The organism is Galbibacter sp. PAP.153, from assembly GCF_037029175.1.
In the GTDB taxonomy this organism is placed as follows: Bacteria; Bacteroidota; Bacteroidia; order Flavobacteriales; family Flavobacteriaceae; genus Galbibacter; species Galbibacter pacificus.
In genome coordinates, this window is record NZ_JAZEUN010000017.1 from 37,258 (window position 1) to 58,242 (window position 20,985).

Genomic DNA, 20,985 nt, shown 5'->3' on the forward strand with positions numbered 1-20,985 from the left:
TATTGTTTTAACGGATAATTAATTACTTAATAAATCCTTTTTCTTTTGCCTCTTTTAAAACCGCAGAAATACCTTTTTTGTTAATTGTTTTTAACGCAGCGGTAGAAATTTTAAGAGTAACCCAACGGTCTTCTTCTGGTATGAAGAAACGTTTTTTGATTAGGTTAGCATCAAATTTACGTTTGGTTTTGTTCATTGCATGAGAAACGTTGTTTCCCACCATTGCCTTCTTTCCTGTAAGTTCACAAACTCTTGACATTATTCTATACTTTAGTGTTATTTTAAAACAGGGTGCAAATTAACGAATTTTTCACTTGACAGACAAGCAAATGGATTATTTTTTTAAAATTTCTTTCCAGAGCAATTCAAAAGCTTTGTTAACCGCTTTATTAATCACTTTTTCACGGTGATTTCCAAAATTAAACTCCTGTACCTTTACGTCAAAAGGTGTGGCCAAGGCTATAAAGACCGTCCCGATAGCAGCATCAGAATCTCCTTTTTCCGGGCCTGCATTTCCTGTGGTCGCTAATGCATAACTGGTATTGAAAAGCTTTTGGGCATTTATAGCCATTGCCGTTGCCACTTCGGCACTTACCACCGAATGTTTGTCTATAAGCAATTTGTCGATGTTTAAAACCTCTATTTTGGCACTGGTAGCGTAACTTACTACACTGCCCGTAAAATAAGCCGATGAACCGGGTACCGAAGTAAATGTTTCGGCTAGTTTGCCCCCCGTGCAGCTTTCGGCCGTGGAAACTGTTTGCCTTCTTTCACTTAGCAATTTTCCGGTGAGTATTTCCAGAGCACTGTCTTCTTCAAGGCCGTAATAAATATCTTCAATAAGTGGTTTTAAACTTTGTATCTGTGCTTCAATTTCATCTTCAAGTATATTCATGTCTTCCCCTTTTCCTGAAAGACGGAGCCTAACTTTCCCCAAATTAGGCAAATAAGCCAACCGTATATGCCTTGGAAGGGCTTTTTCCCAATCTTCAATACGTTCTGCCAGCGAGCTTTCTCCTAATCCATAGGTAATCATTGTTTTATGAAGAATGTATGGCCGTTTATATTTTGCCTGTATGCGCGGCATTACCTCGTTTGTAATGAGTCCCTCCATCTCCAACGGGACACCAGGCAAGGAAATTATGGTTTTATTGCCTTTTTCTATCCACATACCGGGCGCTGTGCCGTATTGATTATTTAAAACCGTAGCCTTGGAAAGTACCATGGCCTGAGAGCGGTTAAGGTTGGAAATGGGGGCGTTTATGTATTTTTTAAACAAGGCCTCGATGTGCGCCAAAACGGCCGGGTCTTCCACCAGCTTGTCATTAAAATAGTCGCATAATGTATGCTTGGTAACATCGTCTTTGGTGGGCCCCAATCCGCCTGTAATTATAATAATATCTGCTCGTCCTTCCGCTTCCTTAATCGACTGAAGGATATGTTCCCTGTCGTCTTGTACTGAAGTAATTTGATATACCGAAACCCCAATATTATTCAATTGTTTCGCTATAAAGGCTGAATTTGTATCTACTATTTGGCCAATAAGTATCTCATCTCCAATAGTAATTATCTCTGCAAACATTTATTATTTTAAATAGTTTCTATATGCATCAAAGGCTGCTTGTAGTTCTGTTTCGGCCTCTAAATAGGTTTTTTCTATGGCGTCAATGTTTTTATCGCCCCTTGCGTGACCTTCTATGGCCAGCATATTTTCCCTTACCTGGTCTATCCCAAGCAGGTCTGCATTGGGCTTTATTTTATGAGCAAATTGATAGATATGGTCAAACTCTTTATTGGCTATCGCTTTCTTTAGGTTTTCTATATCATCGGGTGTTTCGCTTATAAAGGTCTGGATTACGGAGGTGTTAAATTCTTTGTCCCCGCCAGAGAGTTCGTTTAGTTTATTTAGGCTATATTTCATCTTGATATGTTTTTTTAGGTTCTATGGTGTTTTGGGTCTAACTTAAGGTTGTTTTTTATATAAATCTTTTTCTATTTTACTTTTACATCAAACATTTTTGCATTGTTCATAAATCCTTCCAGGCAATCACCGGCCTTTACCTTTCCAACGCCCGCTGGTGTTCCGGTAAATAGTACATCTCCTGTCTTTAATGTAAAATAAGCTGAAATATACGAAATTAACTCATCTATTTTCCATAGCATTAACGAAGTGTTTGCCTTTTGCGCAACTTTTCCGTTCAACAGCAAGCTAAAGTCTAATTCATTAATGTTTGGAATTTCTTCTTTGGAAACCCACGAACCAACTACGGCCGAGTTGTCAAAGGCTTTGGCCTTTTCCCACGGCAACCCTTTTTCTTTTAATTTATTTTGAAGATCCCTCGCCGTAAAATCGATTCCCAGCCCTACTTCATCATAATATTTATGAGCATATTTTGCGTCTATATGCTTTCCTACTTTGTTGATTTTTACCAAAACCTCTGTTTCGTAGTGCACGTCCTTTGAAAAATCCGGAATATAAAAATTGTCATTACTCTTTAACAATGCCGTATCGGGTTTCATAAAAATAACGGGGTCGGCAGGTTTTTCGTTTTCCAATTCTTTAATATGATCGGTATAATTTCTACCAATACAAATAATCTTCATTGCTGTTATTTTAAGTTTGCAAATTAATAAACTACTTTCACTTTAAACGCAGGGGAAGCAATTTTTCCCTCTTTAAACATACTCCCATATTGAGGAATATTTAACCCTTTCATGGATTTCCATCCTTTGTTGGACATGTAATAGGAGTTTGACACGTCTTTATCTTCTTCTACCCCTTTAAAAATAGGTCCGTAACGTATGGTCCCAACATTTTTATAAACAGAATCGTTTACCCGTACATCTATTTTTTCTTCGTAAGAATTTTCTTTAATAAACAAATGTTCAACCGCTATAAAAAATCCATTATCGGGTACCTTTATGGAATAGCCCGATAGGTCTACCCGTATTTTTCTGTCGTATTTATAAGAAGTTATTATGAGGTTGCCCCGAATTAAATCTTCCCCCGGAGACAACGAGTCGGTTGCACTTAACACACGGAGCCTGAATTTTGAGTTTCCCACATAATGCTCATCAAAAAAAATAGTTACCTCATCCATATAAACTGGATTGGGCAACTGCATATCGTTTGGGTAATACCTGGCCAAAACCGAGGGGTACAAGCCCCCACTAAAATTGCCCAAGCCTATTCTTCTTTTGTTTTTAAAAGGGTTTAAATTTTTCTTATGATGGTACGCGCTATTGTTTACCAGCACGACTTCGCCCAATTCTTCCACGCGTTTCTTTAAGGAAATTGTAGCATTGGCCAATTGATTGGCAGGAATTATTTTTTCTTGATAACCAATACATGAAATACGTACATTTTTTACCAATAACTCATTAGGGATATTTAAAAAAAAGCGGCCGTTTTTATTAGACGTAGTTCCAATGGCAACATCGGTGAATATTAAATGCGCATAAGGTATTTTTTGTTTTGAACCTTGATCCACCAGTTCCCCTTTCAATATTACCTGTTGTGCGCTTACGCCATGTACGGCAATTAGCAATATGGCACCTATTAATAAGCGCCCGAGCATTAATTAAGCTTATTATTCAATTTGCGTAGTTTTATGGCCGTAAGCACCTTTTTGGTATAGAGGGGGAAATCTGCATTCAACAGCCACCCAAAATATCCCGGTTCCTGCTCCATGACATCTTCTACTCTTTTTCCTTTGTGCTTTCCAAACGAAAAAACTTCTTCTTCGTCTTCATTAAAAATAATAAATCCAGCAAAGTCGGCAGTTTGTTTTCTAGTGGTAAACTCTCCTAAAAACTTCATATTGTTTTCCAGTTCCCCATACCGGTCCAGTTGCGATTTAAGCACTTCGTATGTGGCGTTGGTATCGGCTTCGGCAGAATGGGCGTCGTCCAGGTTTTTCCCGCAATAAAATTTGTATGCAGCCGAAAGTGTACGTTGTTCCATTTTATGAAATATGGTCTGTACATCAACAGACACCCTGTTGCCCATGTCAAAATCTATTCCCGCCCTTAAAAGCTCTTCGGCCAATACAGGAATGTCGAACCTATCAGAATTATATCCGGCCAAATCGCTGTCTTTTATCATGTTATAAATGGTTTTGGACAGTTCTTTAAAAGTGGGCTCATTGGCTACTTTTTCATCGGTTATATCGTGAATTGCCGAAGACTGCGGCGGAATGGGCATTTCGGGGTTTACCAACCAGGTACGGCTTTCCTTGTTTCCGTTCGGGAAAACTTTTAAAATTGATATTTCTACCACCCTGTCCCGGGCCACATCGATTCCAGTGGTTTCCAGGTCGAAAAAGCAAATGGGTTTAGATAAGTTTAATTCCATTGTATTGTTTTGAAACTATAAAATTAGGTATTGAAAAATAAAAACCCTGAAAATTTCAGGGCTTATTTGTAATTATATTTCTTTGTTGGGATCCCATGCCTCGATATACTCGGCCACCCGCTGTATAAACTGACCTCCAAGGGCACCGTTTACAACCCTGTGATCGTAACTGTGCGACAAGAACATTTTATGGCGTATACCAATAAAATCGCCTTCCGGGGTTTCTATAACCGCAGGCACTTTTCTAATGGCGCCCAATGCCAGAATGGCCACTTGGGGCTGATTGATAATTGGGGTACCCATGACACTCCCAAATGTCCCCACATTGGTTACAGTATAGGTTCCGCCTTGTATTTCGTCTGGCTTCAACTTGTTTTCCCTTGCCCTTCCGGCAAGATCATTTACCCGTTTTGCCATCCCTACCAAATTAAGCTGGTCGGCATTTTTAATAACCGGGACAATAAGGTTGCCATCGGGCAGCGCGGCCGCCATTCCAAGATTGATGTTTTTCCTTTTGATTATTTTATCTCCATCAATAGAAATGTTTATTAACGGGAAGTCTTTTATCGTCTTGGCAATAATCTTCATGAAAATGGGCGTAAAGGTAAGCTTCTCCCCTTCGCGGTTTTGAAACTCATGCTTCACCTTGTTCCTCCAGTTCCAGATATTGGTAACATCTACCTCTATGAAGCTTTGTACGTGCGCCGATGTTTGCACGCTTTGCGACATATGATGAGCTATTAATTTGCCCATTCTGGTCATTTCTACAATTTCATCTTGCCCATTTACCGATACCGGAGTTGCCTGTGTGGCAGCCTGTTGCTTATTAACAACTTGAGGCGGCTGTGTTTTAACGGGTTCTTCGTTGGTTGCCGCCTGGGGAGCTTCTTTGGTTTCAGGCTTTGTTTCGGTTTCTGTACTTATTGTGGGTTTTCCACTTCTCTTTTCCAGGTACCCTAAAATATCGTCTTTGGTTACACGACCGTCCTTACCGGTCCCGGCTATGCCCTCTAATTCCTCCAAACCGATGTTTTCTTCCTTTGCAATATTTTTCACTAAGGGCGAAAAGAATTTTTCTGAAGTTGAAAAATCTGCAACCGGTGCTACAACCGTTTCTTTAACCGTATTGATATCTTCTTGAATTGAAGCAACAGCCTCTTCAGCTGCTTCTTCATCTACTTCTTCTACTTGAGTATGGTTAAGGGTTTCTTCTTCATTGCCATCTTCATCGCCATCGGTTTCAATAATAGCAAGCACATCGCCTACTTTTGCAACATCGTCTACCTCAAAAAACTTTTCAATTAGCACCCCGTCCACTTCGCTGGGAACTTCAGAGTCTACCTTGTCGGTAGCTATCTCCAGTATGGCCTCATCGGCTTCGATAGTATCTCCAATTCCTTTTAACCACGAAGTAACCGTTGCTTCTGCAACACTTTCACCCATTTGGGGTAGTTTTAATTCTATTTTTGCCATATCGGTAAATTGTAGCTGTTTATAGATATATATTTTGCGAAAATAATAAAAAAATAGGCTTTATGTTATTAATTTTCGTTTCTAATTTAAATTTATCATTGTTCACTTTTCAATGAATTTTCAAACGGTATCCTGTTTAAAATACTTCTACCCAAAGTTACTTCGTCTGCATATTCCAATTCGTCCCCTACTGCAATCCCCCGGGCTATGGTAGAGGTAATAACCGCATAGGGTTCCAACTGTTTAAAGATATAAAAATTGGTGGTATCTCCCTCCATTGTTGAGCTCAATGCAAAAATTATCTCTTTTATCTCCCCCGTCTTTGCTTTTTCTATTAATGTAGCTATGTTAAGGTCGGAAGGCCCAACGCCATCCATGGGCGAAATTTTTCCGCCTAAAACATGGTATACGCCCCGGTATTGACCTGTACTTTCAATGGCCATTACGTCCCGTATGTCCTCGACAACACAGACCAATGAAGTATCCCTTTTAGGGTTTGCGCATATTTCGCACAACTCTGTATCTGATATGTTATGGCATTTTTTACAGAACTTAATTTCACTACGCAAGTTCTGCAAAGCCAGGGCCAAGTTTTTGGTTTGTGCTTCGGGCTGCCTTAATAAATGCAACACCAACCGCAAAGCTGTACGTTTGCCGATACCCGGAAGTTGAGAAACTTCGTACACAGCATTTTCTAATAACTTTGATGAGAATTCCATTATTGCGAAATTACAATTTTAAGGCGCATAAATGAATTTTATGCCATAGTTTTGTGATTACATTTACAAAAAACCATATGAAGCCAATTTATATTCTTCTAATTATTGCTGCTTATTTTGGAATTTTAATCCTTATTTCTTTCCTGACCAGTAAAGACGAAGAAAGTAACGATACTTTCTTTAAGGCCAAAAGACAATCGCCGTGGTATGTTGTTGCCTTTGGAATGATTGGGGCTTCTTTAAGCGGGGTCACCTTTATATCGGTACCTGGCTGGGTTGAAGCTTCCAAGTTCAGCTATATGCAGGTTGTTTTTGGGTATATTTTGGGTTATTTTATTATTGGTGCTGTACTTTTGCCCCTCTATTACAGATTAAACTTAACATCTATCTACACCTATTTGGAACAAAGGTTTGGGCCACATAGTTATAAAACCGGTGCCTCTTTCTTTTTATTATCCAGGGTTGTAGGCGCCAGTTTTCGTTTGTTTCTTGTGGCCAATGTTTTACAGGTAATTATTTTTAATGAAATGGGTGTTCCTTTCTGGGCGACGGTCACGCTTACCATACTGCTTATCTGGCTCTATACGTTTAAAAGTGGTATTAAAACCATTGTGTGGACCGATACCTTGCAAACTTTGTTTATGCTTATTGCGCTGGGCGTTACTATTGTTACGGTTTACAATGATATGAATATTTCTGAAGAGATTACCAATTATGTAGCTTCCAGCGACCTCTCCAAAATGTTTTTCTTTGACAATATAAAAAGCGCCGATTACTTTTGGAAGCAGTTTATTTCGGGAGCTTTTATCGCCGTGGTAATGACAGGCCTCGATCAAGATATGATGCAGAAAAACCTTACTTGCCGCTCCTTAAAAGATGCCCAGAAAAACGTATTTTGGTTTACTATTGTACTCACCATCGTTAATTTTATCTTTCTTTGCCTTGGCCTCTTGTTAACGGTATATGCACAGCAAAATGGGATCGATGCCCATAAAGACGATCTTTTTGCGGTTTTGGCAAAAGATTACCTCGGCATTGCGGTTTTTATTTTCTTTTTAATAGGCCTTATAGCCGCAGCGTACAGCAGTGCCGACAGTGCTTTAACAGCACTTACAACATCGTTTAGCGTGGATATTTTAAATATTGAAAATAAATATGGAGAAAAAAAGCAAATAGCCGTAAGAAAGCGCATCCATATATTGTTTTCCCTTTTGCTTATTTTAGTGATTATTGCCTTTAAATACATCATTAAAAATGAAAGCGTTATTGCAAAACTGTTTATATTTACAGGTTATACATATGGTCCATTGCTTGGAATGTATAGCTTTGGCCTCTTTACAAAGCTCAAGGCAAACGATAAATTTATTCCGTTTATCGCTATAATCTCGCCAATATTATCGTATGTTATTAGTTTTTACAGCAATAAGAAATTTAATTTCGATTTCGGATTTTTTGTTCTTATTTTAAACGGTGCCCTCACTTTTATAGGGCTACTTATTGCCAGCTCTTTTAAACAGGAAAGAGATTTAAAACCAGCCCATTAATATTGGTTTGTTGCCAATAAAACCAAAGTGCAGGCAACAACAACTTCAATGTTATTGGATTTTAGCAGCTCGAAAAACTCACGGTTTTCTGTACCGGGGTTAAAAATAACGCGATTGGGCTTCAACCCGATTATGTATTGATAAAATTCCTGCTGATTTCTGGCATTCATATACAGTGTAACGGTATCTATATCGGTATAATTTTTTAATTCCGTATCTATTTCCACACCTGCCACATTGCCAGCTTTTAAGCCATAAGCCACAACTTCTTTACTACTAGAAACCAATCTGTTAACTGCTATGTTGCTATATCTTGAAGGCTTTAATGAGGCGCCCATAACCAATGTCTTTCCCATATGTTAAACTTTGTTAAAGGTTATAAATTATTGTAACAGCTTTCCATAAAAATCGTCAATTAGGTAACAACTCGAAAAGAGTTTAAGTTAAAATCATCAATCAAAAAAATCAACTAATCAATGAAACATTTCATTCTTTTATGTACGGCATTCTTTTCGTTCCTTACATATTCTCAAAACAGTACCCCGAATAACGAACTGGCAAAAACAGGAAGTGTTACCGGTATTGTCATCGATCAAAGCTTACAACAGCCAATACCTTACGCAACAGTTGTCCTTAAACAAAACGGGGAGAATATTGTTGGTGGAATTACAGCAGACAACGGTAGCTTTGAACTTACCAAAATTGAAGAAGGAACCTACACATTCGAAATTCAATTTATTGGGTACCAAACTTATAGTAAAGAAATAAGCATTACCGGCAATAAAACCAACTTAGGGACCATTACGCTGGTAGAAAACGTTACCGAGCTGGAAGGTGTGGACGTGGTTGCCGAGCGCTCTACAATTGAACAGAAAATAGACCGGAAGGTAATCAATGTAGGGAAAGACCTTACCACACAAGGGGCTACGGCATCAGATATCATGAACAATATCCCTTCGGTAAATGTCGACCAGCAAACGGGCCAGTTAAGCATGCGCGGAAATTCAAACGTGCGTGTTATGGTAGACGGGAAACTATCGAACGTCCCCGTTGCTCAATTACTTAAACAAATCCCTTCCACTTCAATTAAAAAGATTGAATTGATTACAAATCCTTCAGCAAAATACAACCCCGAAGGGATGAGCGGTATCATCAATATCGTTTTGTATAAAGATGCCAACATAGGTTTTAATGGAAATATAAATCTCGGACTTGCATATCAAGACGAAGCAAAATTTAACAGTTCCGGGGATTTAAACTACCGCAACGGAAAATTTAATGTCTACGGAAGTTATGGCAACAACATTGGTAAATACGTAAACGATGGTGTTGTAGAACGTATGGACGATGAAAATACAACCGATTTTAACGAAAATCAGTTTCAATACTTTTCGTTTTTAAACAATAACAAATCACACCTTTACAAAGCGGGAATCGATTTTTACCTCAACGAAAAAAACACCATTTCCGTTTTTACCAACCAAAACATATTTGACGGAAAAGGTCGCGGAGACACTCAAATTGTAAACATGGACCCTTCTGTTGATAACTCCCGGCAGGTTTTTACCAATGAGAACTCCAACCATAACGAACAATACAACTTTGACTACAAAAGAGATTTTGAAAAAGAAGGGCATAATATAGAATTTGAAATTGATTACAACAATTTTAAAGACGAAGAGGATGCCGATTTTAATTACATTGGAGCCTCTACACAACCGGATTACCAAGATTTTGTAGACACCAGAAGGCAACAGACCATTGCCAATTTAGATTATGTAAATCCGCTTTCTGAAAAGTCAAAATTAGAATTAGGTTTGGAATACAGGACTTTTGAAACCGATGTTGATTATTCTTCAACAGGATTTACCTTTAATTCCGGTGGCGTGCTTATTCCAACACCCGATACTGATTTTATTTACGGCATGGACATTTATTCGGCATATACCACCTTTGGGCAAAATTTTGAAAAATGGAGCTACCAGGTCGGTGCCCGTTTTGAAGATGTGAGCGTAAAGGCAGACACCAATAGCGTAAGAAGTTTCACGGACGATTATAAACAAATTTACCCTTCGGCTTTTGTTACGTACAATCCATCAGAAAAAAATCAATTTCAAATAAGTTTTAGTCGCCGCGTAGACCGTCCGGGACTTGGACAGGTAAACCCAATAAGGGAATGGAGTACCCCTCAAATTTCTTCGTATGGAAATGATGAATTGCTTCCACAATTTACCAACTCCTACGAAACAAATTATACCCGAAGATTGGAGCATGGAAGCATTACTTTTGGAATCTATTACCGCTCCATTGAAGACGAGATTAACCAAGTTTTATATGTAGACAGGCTGGACTTAACCAAACAAATTCTTACTTACGACAATTTTGACAACACCAACGCTTACGGTTTTGAAATATCTACCAACTATAAACCGTTAGATTGGTGGAGTATTAATGGTAGTGTTGATATGTACGCACAAAAACAACGCGGTTTAACCGAGCAATTAATTCCCGACGATAACGACGTAACCGTTGACGATATTATTACCGAAGAAGTTGAAGTTAACAACGTAGCTTTTAACGCCCGGCTAAACAACAACTTTACAGTTACCAAAAACCTTACCCTTTCCTTATTTGGTTATTACAGGGGGAAAAACAAAGGATTGCAAATGGATGCCAAGCCCATGTATTTTGTAAACACAGGCGCCCGTTACAGTTTTGCCGGCGGGAAAGGAACTTTCAGTCTTAATTTTAACGACATTTTCAACACCATGCAATTTAGCTTTGAAGGACAGCGTCCATACGAACAAAACGGCACATTTAATTGGGAAAGCCGCACCATTTTTGCAGGTTTATCTTATCGTTTCGGAAGCGGCAAAAACCGAAAGGTACAACGCAAACAAAGAGACAGCAACACCAAAGAAGGCGGCGGAATTATGTAAAAAATTAGTAATAATGCAACATTCTCATATAGTTGATGGTTAGTGTAAAAGGTTGCATGTTATTAATAAAAAACCCGGGAGCAGTAATACTTCCGGGTTTTAACATTTTATAATTATTGAACTCAATTTACACTTTTTTCAGGAGCTGTTTCCCGCTGTCTAAAAAGCCTTATGTAAACTTGTTTGTCAGTCTGAGCCTGTCGAAGACTTGTTGGCATTCAGCGAACTATGCTTCGACAGGCTCAGCATGACATCAGGATTTACAACTTTTTAGACAGTCTCTAATTCAACCAGCTATTTTAAATGCGCCCTTGGCTTTTTAAAATAGCTGGTTGAATTAATAATCAAAACGCTTAAAGGCTTCAATGGCGGCATAATCTGCTAGGCCAAGATCGCGGTAATGCTGTGCCGTTTTTTTATTTCTGTCTTCGGCACGTACCCAAAACTCCCTTAAATCTTCTCCTTGAAACAGTACCCCATCTTTTTGTGTTTGATGGAAGAAAATAGCTTTTCGTTTTCTAAGCACCTGGTCGGGGCTCATTGGTACGGCCATGTCAATTTCGTGGATTTCCCATTCGTGCCATGCCCCTCTGTACAACCACAGCCAACAATCGTTCATAAACGGTTCCGGTTTTAGTTCGGCCATGGCCTTGAACACAGCGTCCAAACATACTTTATGCGTTCCATGCGGATCTGCTAAATCTCCGGCAGCATACACCTGATGTGGTTTTACGCTTGCAATTAAATCCCTCACGATCTGTATATCATCAGGTCCTAACGGATTCTTCTTCACAGTTCCCGTTTCGTAAAAAGGTAAATTCAAAAAGTGAACCTGCGTATCCGGCACGTTAAAATACCGCGTAGCAGCAATAGATTCCCGCTTACGTATCAAGCCTTTTAATTCCCTAACGGAAATTGCATCGGTTTCATTTTCTTTTTTCTTGTTAATTCCTGTAACTACCTCTTTTATCTTTTCCAGTTCCTCACCTTCCGGAAGAAAATCCATAGCCACTTCAGCATATTTTAAAGCATCGGCATTGGACACAGCAATATTTCCAGATGTTTGGTATGCAATATGTACTTCATGGCCTTGCTCCACCAGCCTATCAAAAGTGCCTCCCATGGAAATTACATCGTCATCCGGGTGCGGACTGAAAATAATAACGCGTTTCTTCTCTGGCGATTTTCTTTCGGGCCGGTTGGTATCGTCGGCATTTGGCTTACCGCCCGGCCAACCGGTAATGGTATGCTGTAGTTTGTTAAACATTTCTATGTTCAGTTCGTACGACGATCCTTTTTCCGTAATTAAAGAGGCCAATCCATGTTCGTTATAATCCTTATCGGTTAAACGAAGGATAGACTTTTCTACTTTATCGCACAGCCATACCACGGCCCTTTTGGTCATGGCATCGGTCCATGTAACTTCGCCAACCAACCACGGCGATTCAAATCTGGTTAGTAACGAAGCCGCCTCTGTATCGAGCACAAATGTGGTATTGTTATGTTCTTGCAGGTATGTTGCGGGTATTTGCGGACTTATTTCGCCTTCAATGGTTTCCTTTAAAACACTTGCTTTTTTGTGCCCCCAAGCCAACAACACAATTCTTTTGGCACTAAATACAGTGCCCACTCCCATGGTTATGGCCTTTTTGGGCACGTTTTCTATTCCTAAAAAAGACGGCGCCGCATCTTCCCGTGTTAACTGGTCCAGGGTAATGCTTCTTGTAATAGAATTATAATGGGATCCCGGTTCGTTAAAACCAATGTGTCCCGTTCTACCAATACCCAATAACTGAAAATCGAGTCCGCCGTATTTGGCTATTTTTTCTTCGTATGCCTTGCAATAGGATGTTATTTCATCTTGATCGGTGGTACCGTCGGGAATGTTAATCTGATCTTTTGGAATATCTATATGATTGAACAAATGCTCGTTCATAAAATAGTGATAACTATGAATACTTTCCGCGTTCATCGGGTAATATTCGTCCAAATTGAAGGTTACTACATTTTTAAAGCTCAGCCCTTCGTTTTTATGCATCTTGACCAACTCATCATAAACACGTATGGGCGACGATCCCGTGGCCAAGCCCAACACACAGGTTTCCCCTTTTTTATTTTTTTCACGAATTAAATCGGCAATCTCTTTCGCCACCAAATACGATGCTTTTGAAGATTTTTCAAAAACTACGTTATGAATCTTCTCATAACGGTTATGCTCATGGGTTCCTGCCTTTTCATACTTTATAGTATTCTGTGCATCGATATGTACCTTCATTTGTGTATGTTAAATCGGTTAATCATTAAAGTTACTATTTTCCATCAATTTCAGCAACTATGCGCCTGCATCTTGCCATTTTTATACCTGTTTTTACATTAGATTGTTTGCACGTTTTGCAATAAATAGTTGCGCAATTTATTATCATTTGGATTCAACTCGGTTATCAAAGTGTTAATTTCGTTTAAACTGCACACATTGTAGTTTTGCCTTACATTCAATTTATTAGAAGTTGCCAAAGCCACTATTTTGTCTGAAGCCGCAATCATGGCCCTTTTTACAAGAGAGACTTCGTAACCTTCATCCGTTAGGCCATTTGCAATATTTATGCTGCTAACACCAATAAAACAGATATCCGCAACAACTTCGGAAAGCGACTGAACCACGTCGATACCAACGGTAACCATTGACTTTTTATTAATTTTTCCACCTATAAAAATCACTTCTACCGATGGATGCTCAGAGAGTTGCATTGCAATGGGCAAACTATAGGTATACACAGTTGCCTTTAAATCTTTAGGAAGTTGTTTTGCCAACATTAAATTGGTAGTCCCCCCACTAATAATTACCACCATGCCATCTTCTATCAATGAAACTGCTTTTATGGCAATAATGTTCTTTCCTTCTTTATTAAACACAACATCTTCATTGTAGTGATATAGCTTCTGGATGGTAGATACGGCCCCCCCATGAACCTTCATTATCAATCCCTTTTTATCAAGTTCATTGAGGTCCCGCCTAATGGTATCTTCAGAAACTTTTAATTTTTCAGCTAAGTAATTGGACGATACATTCCTGTTTACCCTTACCTCATCTACAATTATATCTTGTCTTTCTTTTTTTTGCATGGTTTTGCCTGCATATTGTTTAATACATGCATGAAATATAAAACATTAATGCTGTAAAAAGCAAATATTAATTCAAATATGCAAAAATAATGCATTTTTATACATTTTTCTTGCATACATATAGAAAAAATACTAACTTCATTCCCACTTAAAAATTTTTGTTTACAATGAAAAAGCAATATTTTACTATGCTAGCAGCTCTTTTCCTATTGGTAAATTATGCGTTAGCTCAAGAAAGATCGATTAATGGGACGGTTACTTCAGAAGATGATAATCAACCCCTCCCGGGAGCAAATGTTATAATTAAGGGAACAACTATAGGTGCTGTTACAGATTTTGACGGAAAATTTTCCATTACGATCCCAGACGAAAAAAGTGTAATGATTATTAGCTATATTGGCTATATTGCCAAAGAAGTTACGGTTCCTTCCGGCCAAAACCGCATCTCCGTTTTTTTAAAAAGCGACGCAAATGCTTTAGAAGAAGTAGTTGTTATGGGGTCGAGCGTATCGCAATCCAGAAAGAAAATCGGTAATGCCATTACCACTTTAAAATCTGAGGACATTACAAAAGCACCTACCCCAAGCGTTACGGCGGCTATTCAGGAGAAAATTCCCGGTGCCCAGATTACACAAAATTCTGGAGACCCGGCCGGTGGATTCTCGATTCGGTTAAGGGGCCAAGCACAATTAGCGGTTCATCAGAACCTTTATATGTTATCGATGGCGTTATAACCAGCAACCTAACGACCAATGTTACCAATTTGAATGTCGATGCAGGATTTGGAAGGTTTTGAAGACCTCCACGAATACAATTTACAAATCAAACCAATTTTACAGTATAAATAACCTTATATGAATACTACGCTCTTTTTAGCCGTTTTTCTTGGATATTTTATCATTTTAGTAGGCATTTCATACCTCGTTTCCAAAAAGTCGGGAGCCGATGCTTATTATACCGGCGACAGGCAATCCCCATGGCCGTTGGTAGCCTACGGAATGATTGGCGCCGCCATGTCGGGAGTTACATTTGTTTCTATTCCCGGAATGGTTTCCAACAACTATTTGTACTATTTTCAGTTTGTAATCGGGAACGTTATTGGTTATAGTTTTATCGTTTTTGTACTTATTCCCATTTACTACAAATTCAAATTGATCTCCATTTACACCTATTTATCCAATCGTTTTGGGTTTTATTCCTACAAAACCGGTTCGCTGTTTTTCATCATATCACAATCCTTTGGTGCGTCTTTACGCCTTTTATTGGCTGTAAAAGTACTCGATTATGCCATGTTTGCCCCCTTGGGCGTTCCATTTCCTGTAACGGTTGTTATTATTTTGGCACTAATTTGGGTCTACACAAACAAATCGGGAATAAAAACCATTGTTTGGACAGATACTTTGCAGACCACCTTTTTAATTGTTGCGGCCGTCGTTTCTATTTTTGCCATTAAAAACGCCCTTAACTTTTCATTTTCTGAAACCATTGACGCAGTTACGTCCCACAAATACTTTCAGGTCTTTGATTGGGACCCAAAATCGGGAAATAACTTCTTCAAACAGATTATTTCTGGTGTTTTAATAGCCATTGCCATGATGGGGCTCGATCAAAATATCATGCAAAAAACCCTCACATGCAAATCGAAAGGCGAAGCACAAAAAAATGCGTTGGTTTTCAGTTTCATTTTAGCCATCACTCAATTTCTGTTTTTAGGGCTAGGGGTGCTTCTATATATTTATGCAGAAAAACAAGGTGTTTCCCTTCCTGTAAATGAAAACGGTACTTTTATCAATACCGATGATCTTTTCCCTAAATTGTCGCTTAATTATTTTGGTATTGCAGCAGCCATTACATTTATTTTAGGAATTACCGCCGCGGCATTTTCCAGTGTAGATTCTGCCTTAACTGCTTTAACAACTTCATTTACCCACGACTTTTTAAACATGGAAAAGAAAACACCATCAGAAAAAAAGAAGGCAAAAAATATAACGCTGTTCGGGTTTAACATTATCGTTTTTGCAATTATCATGGCTTTTGCAAATAGCACCGGAGATATTATTACCAGCATATTTAAAGTAGCCGGGTATACGTATGGTCCATTACTTGGGCTCTTCATTTTAGGGATTTTCACCAAAACAAACATTACCGATAAACTCGTGCCCGTTATTTGCATTCTTGCTCCTGTTTTAACGTATATTTTAAATGAAGCCTTGATACAGTACTTCCGTTTCGACCTCGGTTTTATGAACATTTTTATAAATGCCCTTATTACCATATCCTTCTTAATCATAATCAAAAAAAATCATGAACCAACAACTAACCACTGAAAATGCTTCGCATTACAATAATCTAGAAAAAATGAGCACGCAAGAACTGCTCTACAATATAAATACCGAAGACAAAATGGTGCCGAATGCTATTGAAAAAGCACTGCCCAAAATAGAAAAACTCGTTGATGTTGTATATGAAAAAATGAAAAATGGCGGACGGTTATTTTATCTTGGAGCTGGTACAAGTGGACGATTAGGAGTTCTCGATGCATCAGAACTTCCACCTACATATGGGGTCTCTAAAGAATTGGTTATTGCACTTATAGCCGGTGGAGATACTGCCTTGCGAAATGCCGTTGAAAATGAAGAAGACAATACCGAAAAAGCATGGCTCGACATGCAGGAACATTTAATTTCTGATAAAGATGCCGTTATTGGCATTGCAGCATCGGGGACTACTCCTTATGTTATTGGCGGTGTAAAAAAAGCAAAAGAGAACAATATTGTTACCGGGTGCATTACCTGCAACAAAAACAGTCCGCTAGCTGCCAATGTAGCCTATCCTGTTGAAGTCGTGGTGGGACCTGAATTTGTTACCGGAAGCACTCGCATGAAAGCCGGAACTGCCCAAAAATTAATCTTGAATATGATTTCTACTTCCTTAATGATAAAAATGGGGAAAGTAAAGGGGAATAAAATGATTAATATGCAGCTTTCTAATAAAAAATTGGTGAAACGAGGTGTAAAAATGTTGATGGATGAACTGCATATAGAAAAAGAAGAAGCCCAAAAGCTGTTAATGGAACACCAAAGTGTTAAAAAGGCAATTACCTTTTTTAAAGGGTAATTGTTTTCTATTTTTACTCGGGAATAATACTCAAGGGATGCGCTACACTAAAGACAATTTTCCTGAAAAATCAACCGTTATTAATCATTCATTAACATGGGCGTGCAAAATTTTGCTCATATTAATAATTTGTCTTTTTACGGTGATGTTTTATGGGTTGCCCATATTATTTGCAAGTGAAAATAATTTGGAAGTCACATCCATTATCTTTTTTTTTCTTATATACTATTTGCTTCTCCTTTTTGGTACTTATAAATTGATTAAATACAACAAATCAGTAAAAAGGGAATCAATAAAAAAAGTAACTATCAATAAAGAAGGGGTGCATTACCTAAAACTTAATGGTAAAAGGGAAAGCATCTTATTTTCAGAATTGACCAAATCATCGTCTCCGTCTCCTTTCTCCGATGATGTTTTTATCAAAACAGTTGGTGTTACACCCTATTCATCTACCCGATTAATAATATTTTATCAAGGAAATGAGAAACATATTACTTTTTCCAATACCGATGTTATATATACGGGAGCTACAGGAAATTGGCGAGAATTGAGAGGGCATTTTATACAAGGAATAGCATTATTTTGTCCTCATTTAACCATTTCGGAATCTGTTTATTCAGATTTTTTTATTCACCCCGAAACTTTTGAATTTAACGCTAAAGAATTTAAAAAAACTTTTTTGTTCGCAGCAATTTTCATCCTAATAATACTTCTCGGTATTGATTTGTACACAAAGTATCGTTTTGGTTATTCACTTATTTTTGATTAAGATTTCACCAATAATATCAAGCAAAAAAAAGAGCATTGAGTGAAATTTATTAAAATCCTCTCAATGCTCCTATATTACTGAATATTTTACGCCTGCTGATTAACGGTTAATAACGTTAAATCACCATTTTATAATGGCACTTGCCCAAGTAAATCCACTACCAAAGGCGGCCAGCACCACTGTATCGTTTTTTTTAACCTTACCTTGCTCCCAAGCTTCGGTTAAAGCAATAGGAATGGATGCTGCCGTGGTATTTCCGTATTTCATAATATTGTTGAATACCTGATTATCATTCAATTTAAATTTCTGCTGAATAAACTGCGAAATTCTCAAATTTGCCTGATGCGGCACCAACAAATCGATATCTGAAGCCGTTAAGCCATTTGCCTGCAAGCCTTCGTTTATTACCTCGCTAAAGCGGACCACGGCATTTTTAAAGACAAATTGACCGTTCATGTGCGGAAAATAAGAAGTATCCTCTTCTGGATTGTCTTCGGACAAAATATCGGTTACCCAGCGTTTCCCCATTCCCGGGGCTATCAATGCCAACTCTTCGGCATGCTCTCCTTCAGAATGTAAATGTGTGGACAGTATGCCCTTTGTTGTATCTTCTTCCCTACTCAATACGGCAGCTCCAGCTCCATCGCCAAAAATAACCGAAACCCCGCGTCCGCGCGTAGTCATATCCAATCCGGTAGAATGCAACTCTGAACCTATTACCAGCACATTTTTGTACATCCCGGTTTTAATAAACTGATCGGCCACCGAAATGGCATACACAAAACCCGAACATTGGTTACGAACATCCAGTGCCCCAACGGTTTTCAAGCCTAAATCGCGTTGTACCAACACTCCCGGGCCCGGAAAATAATAATCGGGGCTCAAGGTGGCAAAAACCACAAAATCGATTTCATCTTTGTCCAAACCAGAACGTTCTATGGCAATTTTTGCGGCTTTTACACCCATTGTGGTGGTGGTATCGCCATCTCCCTTTACCACATGGCGACGCTCTTTAATACCGGTCCGCTCCTGTATCCAGGCATCATTCGTGTCCATCAACTTAGATAGATCGTCGTTGGTTACCACATTTTCGGGAACATAATACCCTAATCCTGTTATCTTTGAATTGTACATCTTTTTTATCCTTCCTTTTTATAAAAAATAAAACAATCGTCTTTTATAATACGATTTCATTAAAAATTAGCGCCGCAAGTTACACAATATTAACAAATGTATAAAAAGACGGTAGACAAAAGGTAATGAATTTATTTTGAATGTATTAGGTTATTGTTCTTTTTCACACGTTTAAGTTTTAGTAACTAATTGATTATAATTAAACAATCATGTTCTAAATGTTATATGTTCATTTTTTCCATTGATGAAAAAACGAACCAAAAAAATCTAGGCTTGCTATAAAAATATGAGAAAATACTACGGAATCTCCTACCACTGATAAAAATAACGCGCTCTTCCTACGGTCGACCTTAAACAGATTTTTATCATTTATCCACACTGCTTCCTTGATTTTTAATATTTTTCTAGGTAGGCCATAATAAATTTAAACATCTTGTGAAGCACTATTTAAATTTCTTATTATTCTTTTTCATCCACATAATCTTGCAAATAAGCATAGCGTTTGGTCAACTGCCCATTTGAAGTCATTTTGGCCCGTTCTAAAATGCCATCCTTGTCATTATTAAAAAAGGATGGGATTACATATTTAACAAAACTTTCGCCAAAGCCTTCGCTGGCATTTGCGGGAAGCTCGCATGGCAGGTTATCGACCGCCATTACCGCAATGGCCTCTTTATTTTTAAAATTGGTTTCTTCTTCGGTTTCTGGATTGTAGCCATAAATAGGGCTGGCTATGGTTGAAGGGCGAATGGTGGTGGCTACCGGCCCATCTATATCGCAGCTGACATCTGCCACCACTTGTATGTTGAACTTTTCTGATTTTACATCCTCCCGTGTGTATAAATAAGGAGCCCCATCGCCATAAAAATGCCCTGCAATATAAAAGTTGGTTACCTTGGCAAAGCGCATAAAATTGGATTGGTATGCTGATGGATTTTGATAAAAATCGGTTACATCAGCATCCTTTCCGTCTTTTCTTTTGTTATAATCAAGCACATCTATTTGGCAATAGACCGGCTTATTGAAATTGTTTGTTAAATAGTCTTCTACAGAGACTTCTTTTAATTTCATGGCATCCAGTATTTCTTTGGCGCCACTGCCAACACGGCCTTTCCCTGTGAGCAAAATTTTAATAGCGGGTAAATGGATGCGCTGCAAGGCATCGATAAGTGCCTGCATATTAGGTAAGTGTTCTGCTTTGGGGAGCTCGAAAAGCTCAAATTTAAGTCCGTATGCACGTATGCCGTTGTATGCACCCACTATGCCTGCGTAACGGCCAAAGGCTACCAAACGCTGCCCGTTTGTGTTGGTAATTACTTCATGGTCGTACAATTCTATGTTTTTGGCCAAAACAGCTTGTAACAACTTTTTGTTGTAAGGTTGTTTTTTTATGGTGTGCGAAAAGAAAAAATATTTTTTATTTGGAATAAGAGCTTCGATAGGCACTTCTTTTACCCCCAATAAAACATCGCATTGTTGCATGTTTTCTGAAAGTTCGAACCCGGCCGATGCATAGTCTTCATCTTTAAATATCCTGATATTGGACGGTTCTACAATAATTGCTGCGGATGGATATTTTTTTTTGACAGTTTGACAGGTCTGGGGTGTCAACACCACTCTTCTATCGGGCGGATTTTTCCGCTCTTTGATAATTCCGAACTTCATATCACTCTGGTATAAATTTTGTTCTAAAAATACATGCTTGGTTGTAAATGTGCAAGTTTAGAAGAATTTGTATTACATTTGCACCCCGCATTAGGGATAGCAGCGGCATCCCCGACGAAACTTTGTTTGTCGGGGATATAGCGGATAG

19 protein-coding genes are annotated in these 20,985 nt (G+C 38.5%); 6 read left to right on the forward strand and 13 right to left on the reverse strand.

The features are described from left to right. Positions 1–22 precede the first annotated feature (22 nt). From rpmB to recR, 8 genes are all read right to left on the reverse strand, one after another. Positions 23–259: a 50S ribosomal protein L28 gene (rpmB, locus tag UXI14_RS12080; protein ID WP_277901119.1), complete on the reverse strand. Its 237-nt coding sequence runs from the start codon at positions 257–259 to the stop codon at positions 23–25. 75 nt (positions 260–334) lie between these two features. Further along, complete coding sequence (locus UXI14_RS12085; protein ID WP_335966344.1) at positions 335–1,582, reverse strand: competence/damage-inducible protein A; 1,248 nt, start codon at positions 1,580–1,582, stop codon at positions 335–337. A gap of 3 nt (positions 1,583–1,585) precedes the next feature. Next, positions 1,586–1,921 (reverse strand): Hpt domain-containing protein, encoded by a 336-nt coding sequence (locus UXI14_RS12090; protein WP_335966345.1) that lies wholly within the window; start codon positions 1,919–1,921, stop codon positions 1,586–1,588. 71 nt (positions 1,922–1,992) lie between these two features. After that, positions 1,993–2,604, reverse strand: a complete 612-nt coding sequence (locus tag UXI14_RS12095; RefSeq protein ID WP_335966346.1) for a fumarylacetoacetate hydrolase family protein — start codon at positions 2,602–2,604, stop codon at positions 1,993–1,995. Between the two features lie 23 nt (positions 2,605–2,627). Beyond that, the gene (locus UXI14_RS12100; protein ID WP_335966348.1) at positions 2,628–3,578 is read right to left on the reverse strand and encodes a carboxypeptidase-like regulatory domain-containing protein; all 951 of its coding nucleotides are present in this window, start codon (positions 3,576–3,578) and stop codon (positions 2,628–2,630) included. Beyond that, positions 3,578–4,354, reverse strand: a complete 777-nt coding sequence (locus UXI14_RS12105; RefSeq protein ID WP_335966349.1) for a 3'-5' exonuclease — start codon at positions 4,352–4,354, stop codon at positions 3,578–3,580. Before UXI14_RS12105 ends, UXI14_RS12100 begins: the two co-directional genes overlap by 1 nt. A gap of 72 nt (positions 4,355–4,426) precedes the next feature. Then, complete coding sequence (locus UXI14_RS12110; RefSeq protein ID WP_335966350.1) at positions 4,427–5,827, reverse strand: dihydrolipoamide acetyltransferase family protein; 1,401 nt, start codon at positions 5,825–5,827, stop codon at positions 4,427–4,429. A gap of 95 nt (positions 5,828–5,922) precedes the next feature. Further along, positions 5,923–6,546 (reverse strand): recombination mediator RecR, encoded by a 624-nt coding sequence (recR, locus tag UXI14_RS12115; RefSeq protein WP_335966351.1) that lies wholly within the window; start codon positions 6,544–6,546, stop codon positions 5,923–5,925. Positions 6,547–6,623: 77 nt separating this feature from the next. Between recR and UXI14_RS12120 the strand changes: the two genes are divergently transcribed. Then, entirely contained in the window at positions 6,624–8,090 is a 1,467-nt protein-coding gene (locus UXI14_RS12120; RefSeq protein WP_335966352.1) for a sodium:solute symporter, read from the forward strand. On the opposite strand, the gene UXI14_RS12125 is transcribed toward UXI14_RS12120, so the two are convergent. Further along, positions 8,087–8,446 carry a CoA-binding protein gene (locus UXI14_RS12125; RefSeq protein WP_335966353.1) on the reverse strand — a complete coding sequence of 120 codons (360 nt, stop codon included), beginning with the start codon at positions 8,444–8,446 and terminating at the stop codon, positions 8,087–8,089. The two genes, UXI14_RS12120 and UXI14_RS12125, sit on opposite strands and share 4 nt — an antisense overlap. Before the next feature lie 120 nt (positions 8,447–8,566). Here UXI14_RS12125 and UXI14_RS12130 point away from each other — a divergent pair, with 120 nt between their 5' ends. After that, the gene (locus tag UXI14_RS12130; protein ID WP_335966354.1) at positions 8,567–11,029 is read left to right on the forward strand and encodes a TonB-dependent receptor; all 2,463 of its coding nucleotides are present in this window, start codon (positions 8,567–8,569) and stop codon (positions 11,027–11,029) included. A 337-nt stretch (positions 11,030–11,366) separates the two neighbouring features. Here UXI14_RS12130 and nagB read toward each other — a convergent pair whose 3' ends face one another. Together nagB and UXI14_RS12140 are read right to left on the reverse strand one after the other, a co-directional pair. Further along, positions 11,367–13,304, reverse strand: a complete 1,938-nt coding sequence (nagB, locus tag UXI14_RS12135; RefSeq protein ID WP_335966355.1) for a glucosamine-6-phosphate deaminase — start codon at positions 13,302–13,304, stop codon at positions 11,367–11,369. A 98-nt stretch (positions 13,305–13,402) separates the two neighbouring features. After that, positions 13,403–14,152, reverse strand: coding sequence for a DeoR/GlpR family DNA-binding transcription regulator (locus UXI14_RS12140; RefSeq protein ID WP_335966356.1), 750 nt, complete (start codon positions 14,150–14,152; stop codon positions 13,403–13,405). A 167-nt stretch (positions 14,153–14,319) separates the two neighbouring features. Between UXI14_RS12140 and UXI14_RS12145 the strand changes: the two genes are divergently transcribed. The 4 genes from UXI14_RS12145 to UXI14_RS12160 all read left to right on the forward strand — a co-directional run bounded on the left by UXI14_RS12145 (position 14,320) and on the right by UXI14_RS12160 (position 18,038). Beyond that, positions 14,320–14,886: a carboxypeptidase-like regulatory domain-containing protein gene (locus UXI14_RS12145; protein WP_335966357.1), complete on the forward strand. Its 567-nt coding sequence runs from the start codon at positions 14,320–14,322 to the stop codon at positions 14,884–14,886. A 120-nt stretch (positions 14,887–15,006) separates the two neighbouring features. Beyond that, on the forward strand, positions 15,007–16,479 hold the full coding sequence (locus tag UXI14_RS12150; protein WP_335966358.1) for a sodium:solute symporter: 1,473 nt from the start codon (positions 15,007–15,009) through the stop codon (positions 16,477–16,479). Beyond that, complete coding sequence (murQ, locus tag UXI14_RS12155; protein WP_335966359.1) at positions 16,457–17,269, forward strand: N-acetylmuramic acid 6-phosphate etherase; 813 nt, start codon at positions 16,457–16,459, stop codon at positions 17,267–17,269. Before UXI14_RS12150 ends, murQ begins: the two co-directional genes overlap by 23 nt. Positions 17,270–17,525: 256 nt before the next feature. Then, positions 17,526–18,038 carry a hypothetical protein gene (locus UXI14_RS12160; RefSeq protein ID WP_335966360.1) on the forward strand — a complete coding sequence of 171 codons (513 nt, stop codon included), beginning with the start codon at positions 17,526–17,528 and terminating at the stop codon, positions 18,036–18,038. Positions 18,039–18,158: 120 nt separating this feature from the next. Here the strand turns inward: UXI14_RS12160 and UXI14_RS12165 are convergent, their stop codons facing one another. Both UXI14_RS12165 and UXI14_RS12170 read right to left on the reverse strand, forming a co-directional pair. Then, the gene (locus tag UXI14_RS12165; RefSeq protein WP_335966361.1) at positions 18,159–19,172 is read right to left on the reverse strand and encodes a beta-ketoacyl-ACP synthase III; all 1,014 of its coding nucleotides are present in this window, start codon (positions 19,170–19,172) and stop codon (positions 18,159–18,161) included. A 459-nt stretch (positions 19,173–19,631) separates the two neighbouring features. After that, the gene (locus UXI14_RS12170; protein ID WP_335966362.1) at positions 19,632–20,837 is read right to left on the reverse strand and encodes an NAD(P)-dependent oxidoreductase; all 1,206 of its coding nucleotides are present in this window, start codon (positions 20,835–20,837) and stop codon (positions 19,632–19,634) included. Positions 20,838–20,985 lie beyond the last annotated feature (148 nt).

Coding starts and splice junctions, on each gene's coding strand:
- UXI14_RS12150 (WP_335966358.1), top strand. CDS start 15,007: ATGAATACTACGCTCTTTTTAGCCGTTTTTCTTGGATATTTTATCATT.
- UXI14_RS12170 (WP_335966362.1), bottom strand. CDS start 20,837: ATGAAGTTCGGAATTATCAAAGAGCGGAAAAATCCGCCCGATAGAAGA.
- nagB (WP_335966355.1), bottom strand. CDS start 13,304: ATGAAGGTACATATCGATGCACAGAATACTATAAAGTATGAAAAGGCA.
- UXI14_RS12090 (WP_335966345.1), bottom strand. CDS start 1,921: ATGAAATATAGCCTAAATAAACTAAACGAACTCTCTGGCGGGGACAAA.
- UXI14_RS12085 (WP_335966344.1), bottom strand. CDS start 1,582: ATGTTTGCAGAGATAATTACTATTGGAGATGAGATACTTATTGGCCAA.
- UXI14_RS12140 (WP_335966356.1), bottom strand. CDS start 14,152: ATGCAAAAAAAAGAAAGACAAGATATAATTGTAGATGAGGTAAGGGTA.
- UXI14_RS12165 (WP_335966361.1), bottom strand. CDS start 19,172: ATGTACAATTCAAAGATAACAGGATTAGGGTATTATGTTCCCGAAAAT.
- UXI14_RS12105 (WP_335966349.1), bottom strand. CDS start 4,354: ATGGAATTAAACTTATCTAAACCCATTTGCTTTTTCGACCTGGAAACC.
- UXI14_RS12145 (WP_335966357.1), top strand. CDS start 14,320: ATGAAAAAGCAATATTTTACTATGCTAGCAGCTCTTTTCCTATTGGTA.
- UXI14_RS12095 (WP_335966346.1), bottom strand. CDS start 2,604: ATGAAGATTATTTGTATTGGTAGAAATTATACCGATCATATTAAAGAA.
- UXI14_RS12110 (WP_335966350.1), bottom strand. CDS start 5,827: ATGGCAAAAATAGAATTAAAACTACCCCAAATGGGTGAAAGTGTTGCA.
- UXI14_RS12125 (WP_335966353.1), bottom strand. CDS start 8,446: ATGGGAAAGACATTGGTTATGGGCGCCTCATTAAAGCCTTCAAGATAT.
- UXI14_RS12100 (WP_335966348.1), bottom strand. CDS start 3,578: ATGCTCGGGCGCTTATTAATAGGTGCCATATTGCTAATTGCCGTACAT.
- murQ (WP_335966359.1), top strand. CDS start 16,457: ATGAACCAACAACTAACCACTGAAAATGCTTCGCATTACAATAATCTA.
- UXI14_RS12130 (WP_335966354.1), top strand. CDS start 8,567: ATGAAACATTTCATTCTTTTATGTACGGCATTCTTTTCGTTCCTTACA.
- recR (WP_335966351.1), bottom strand. CDS start 6,546: ATGGAATTCTCATCAAAGTTATTAGAAAATGCTGTGTACGAAGTTTCT.
- rpmB (WP_277901119.1), bottom strand. CDS start 259: ATGTCAAGAGTTTGTGAACTTACAGGAAAGAAGGCAATGGTGGGAAAC.
- UXI14_RS12120 (WP_335966352.1), top strand. CDS start 6,624: ATGAAGCCAATTTATATTCTTCTAATTATTGCTGCTTATTTTGGAATT.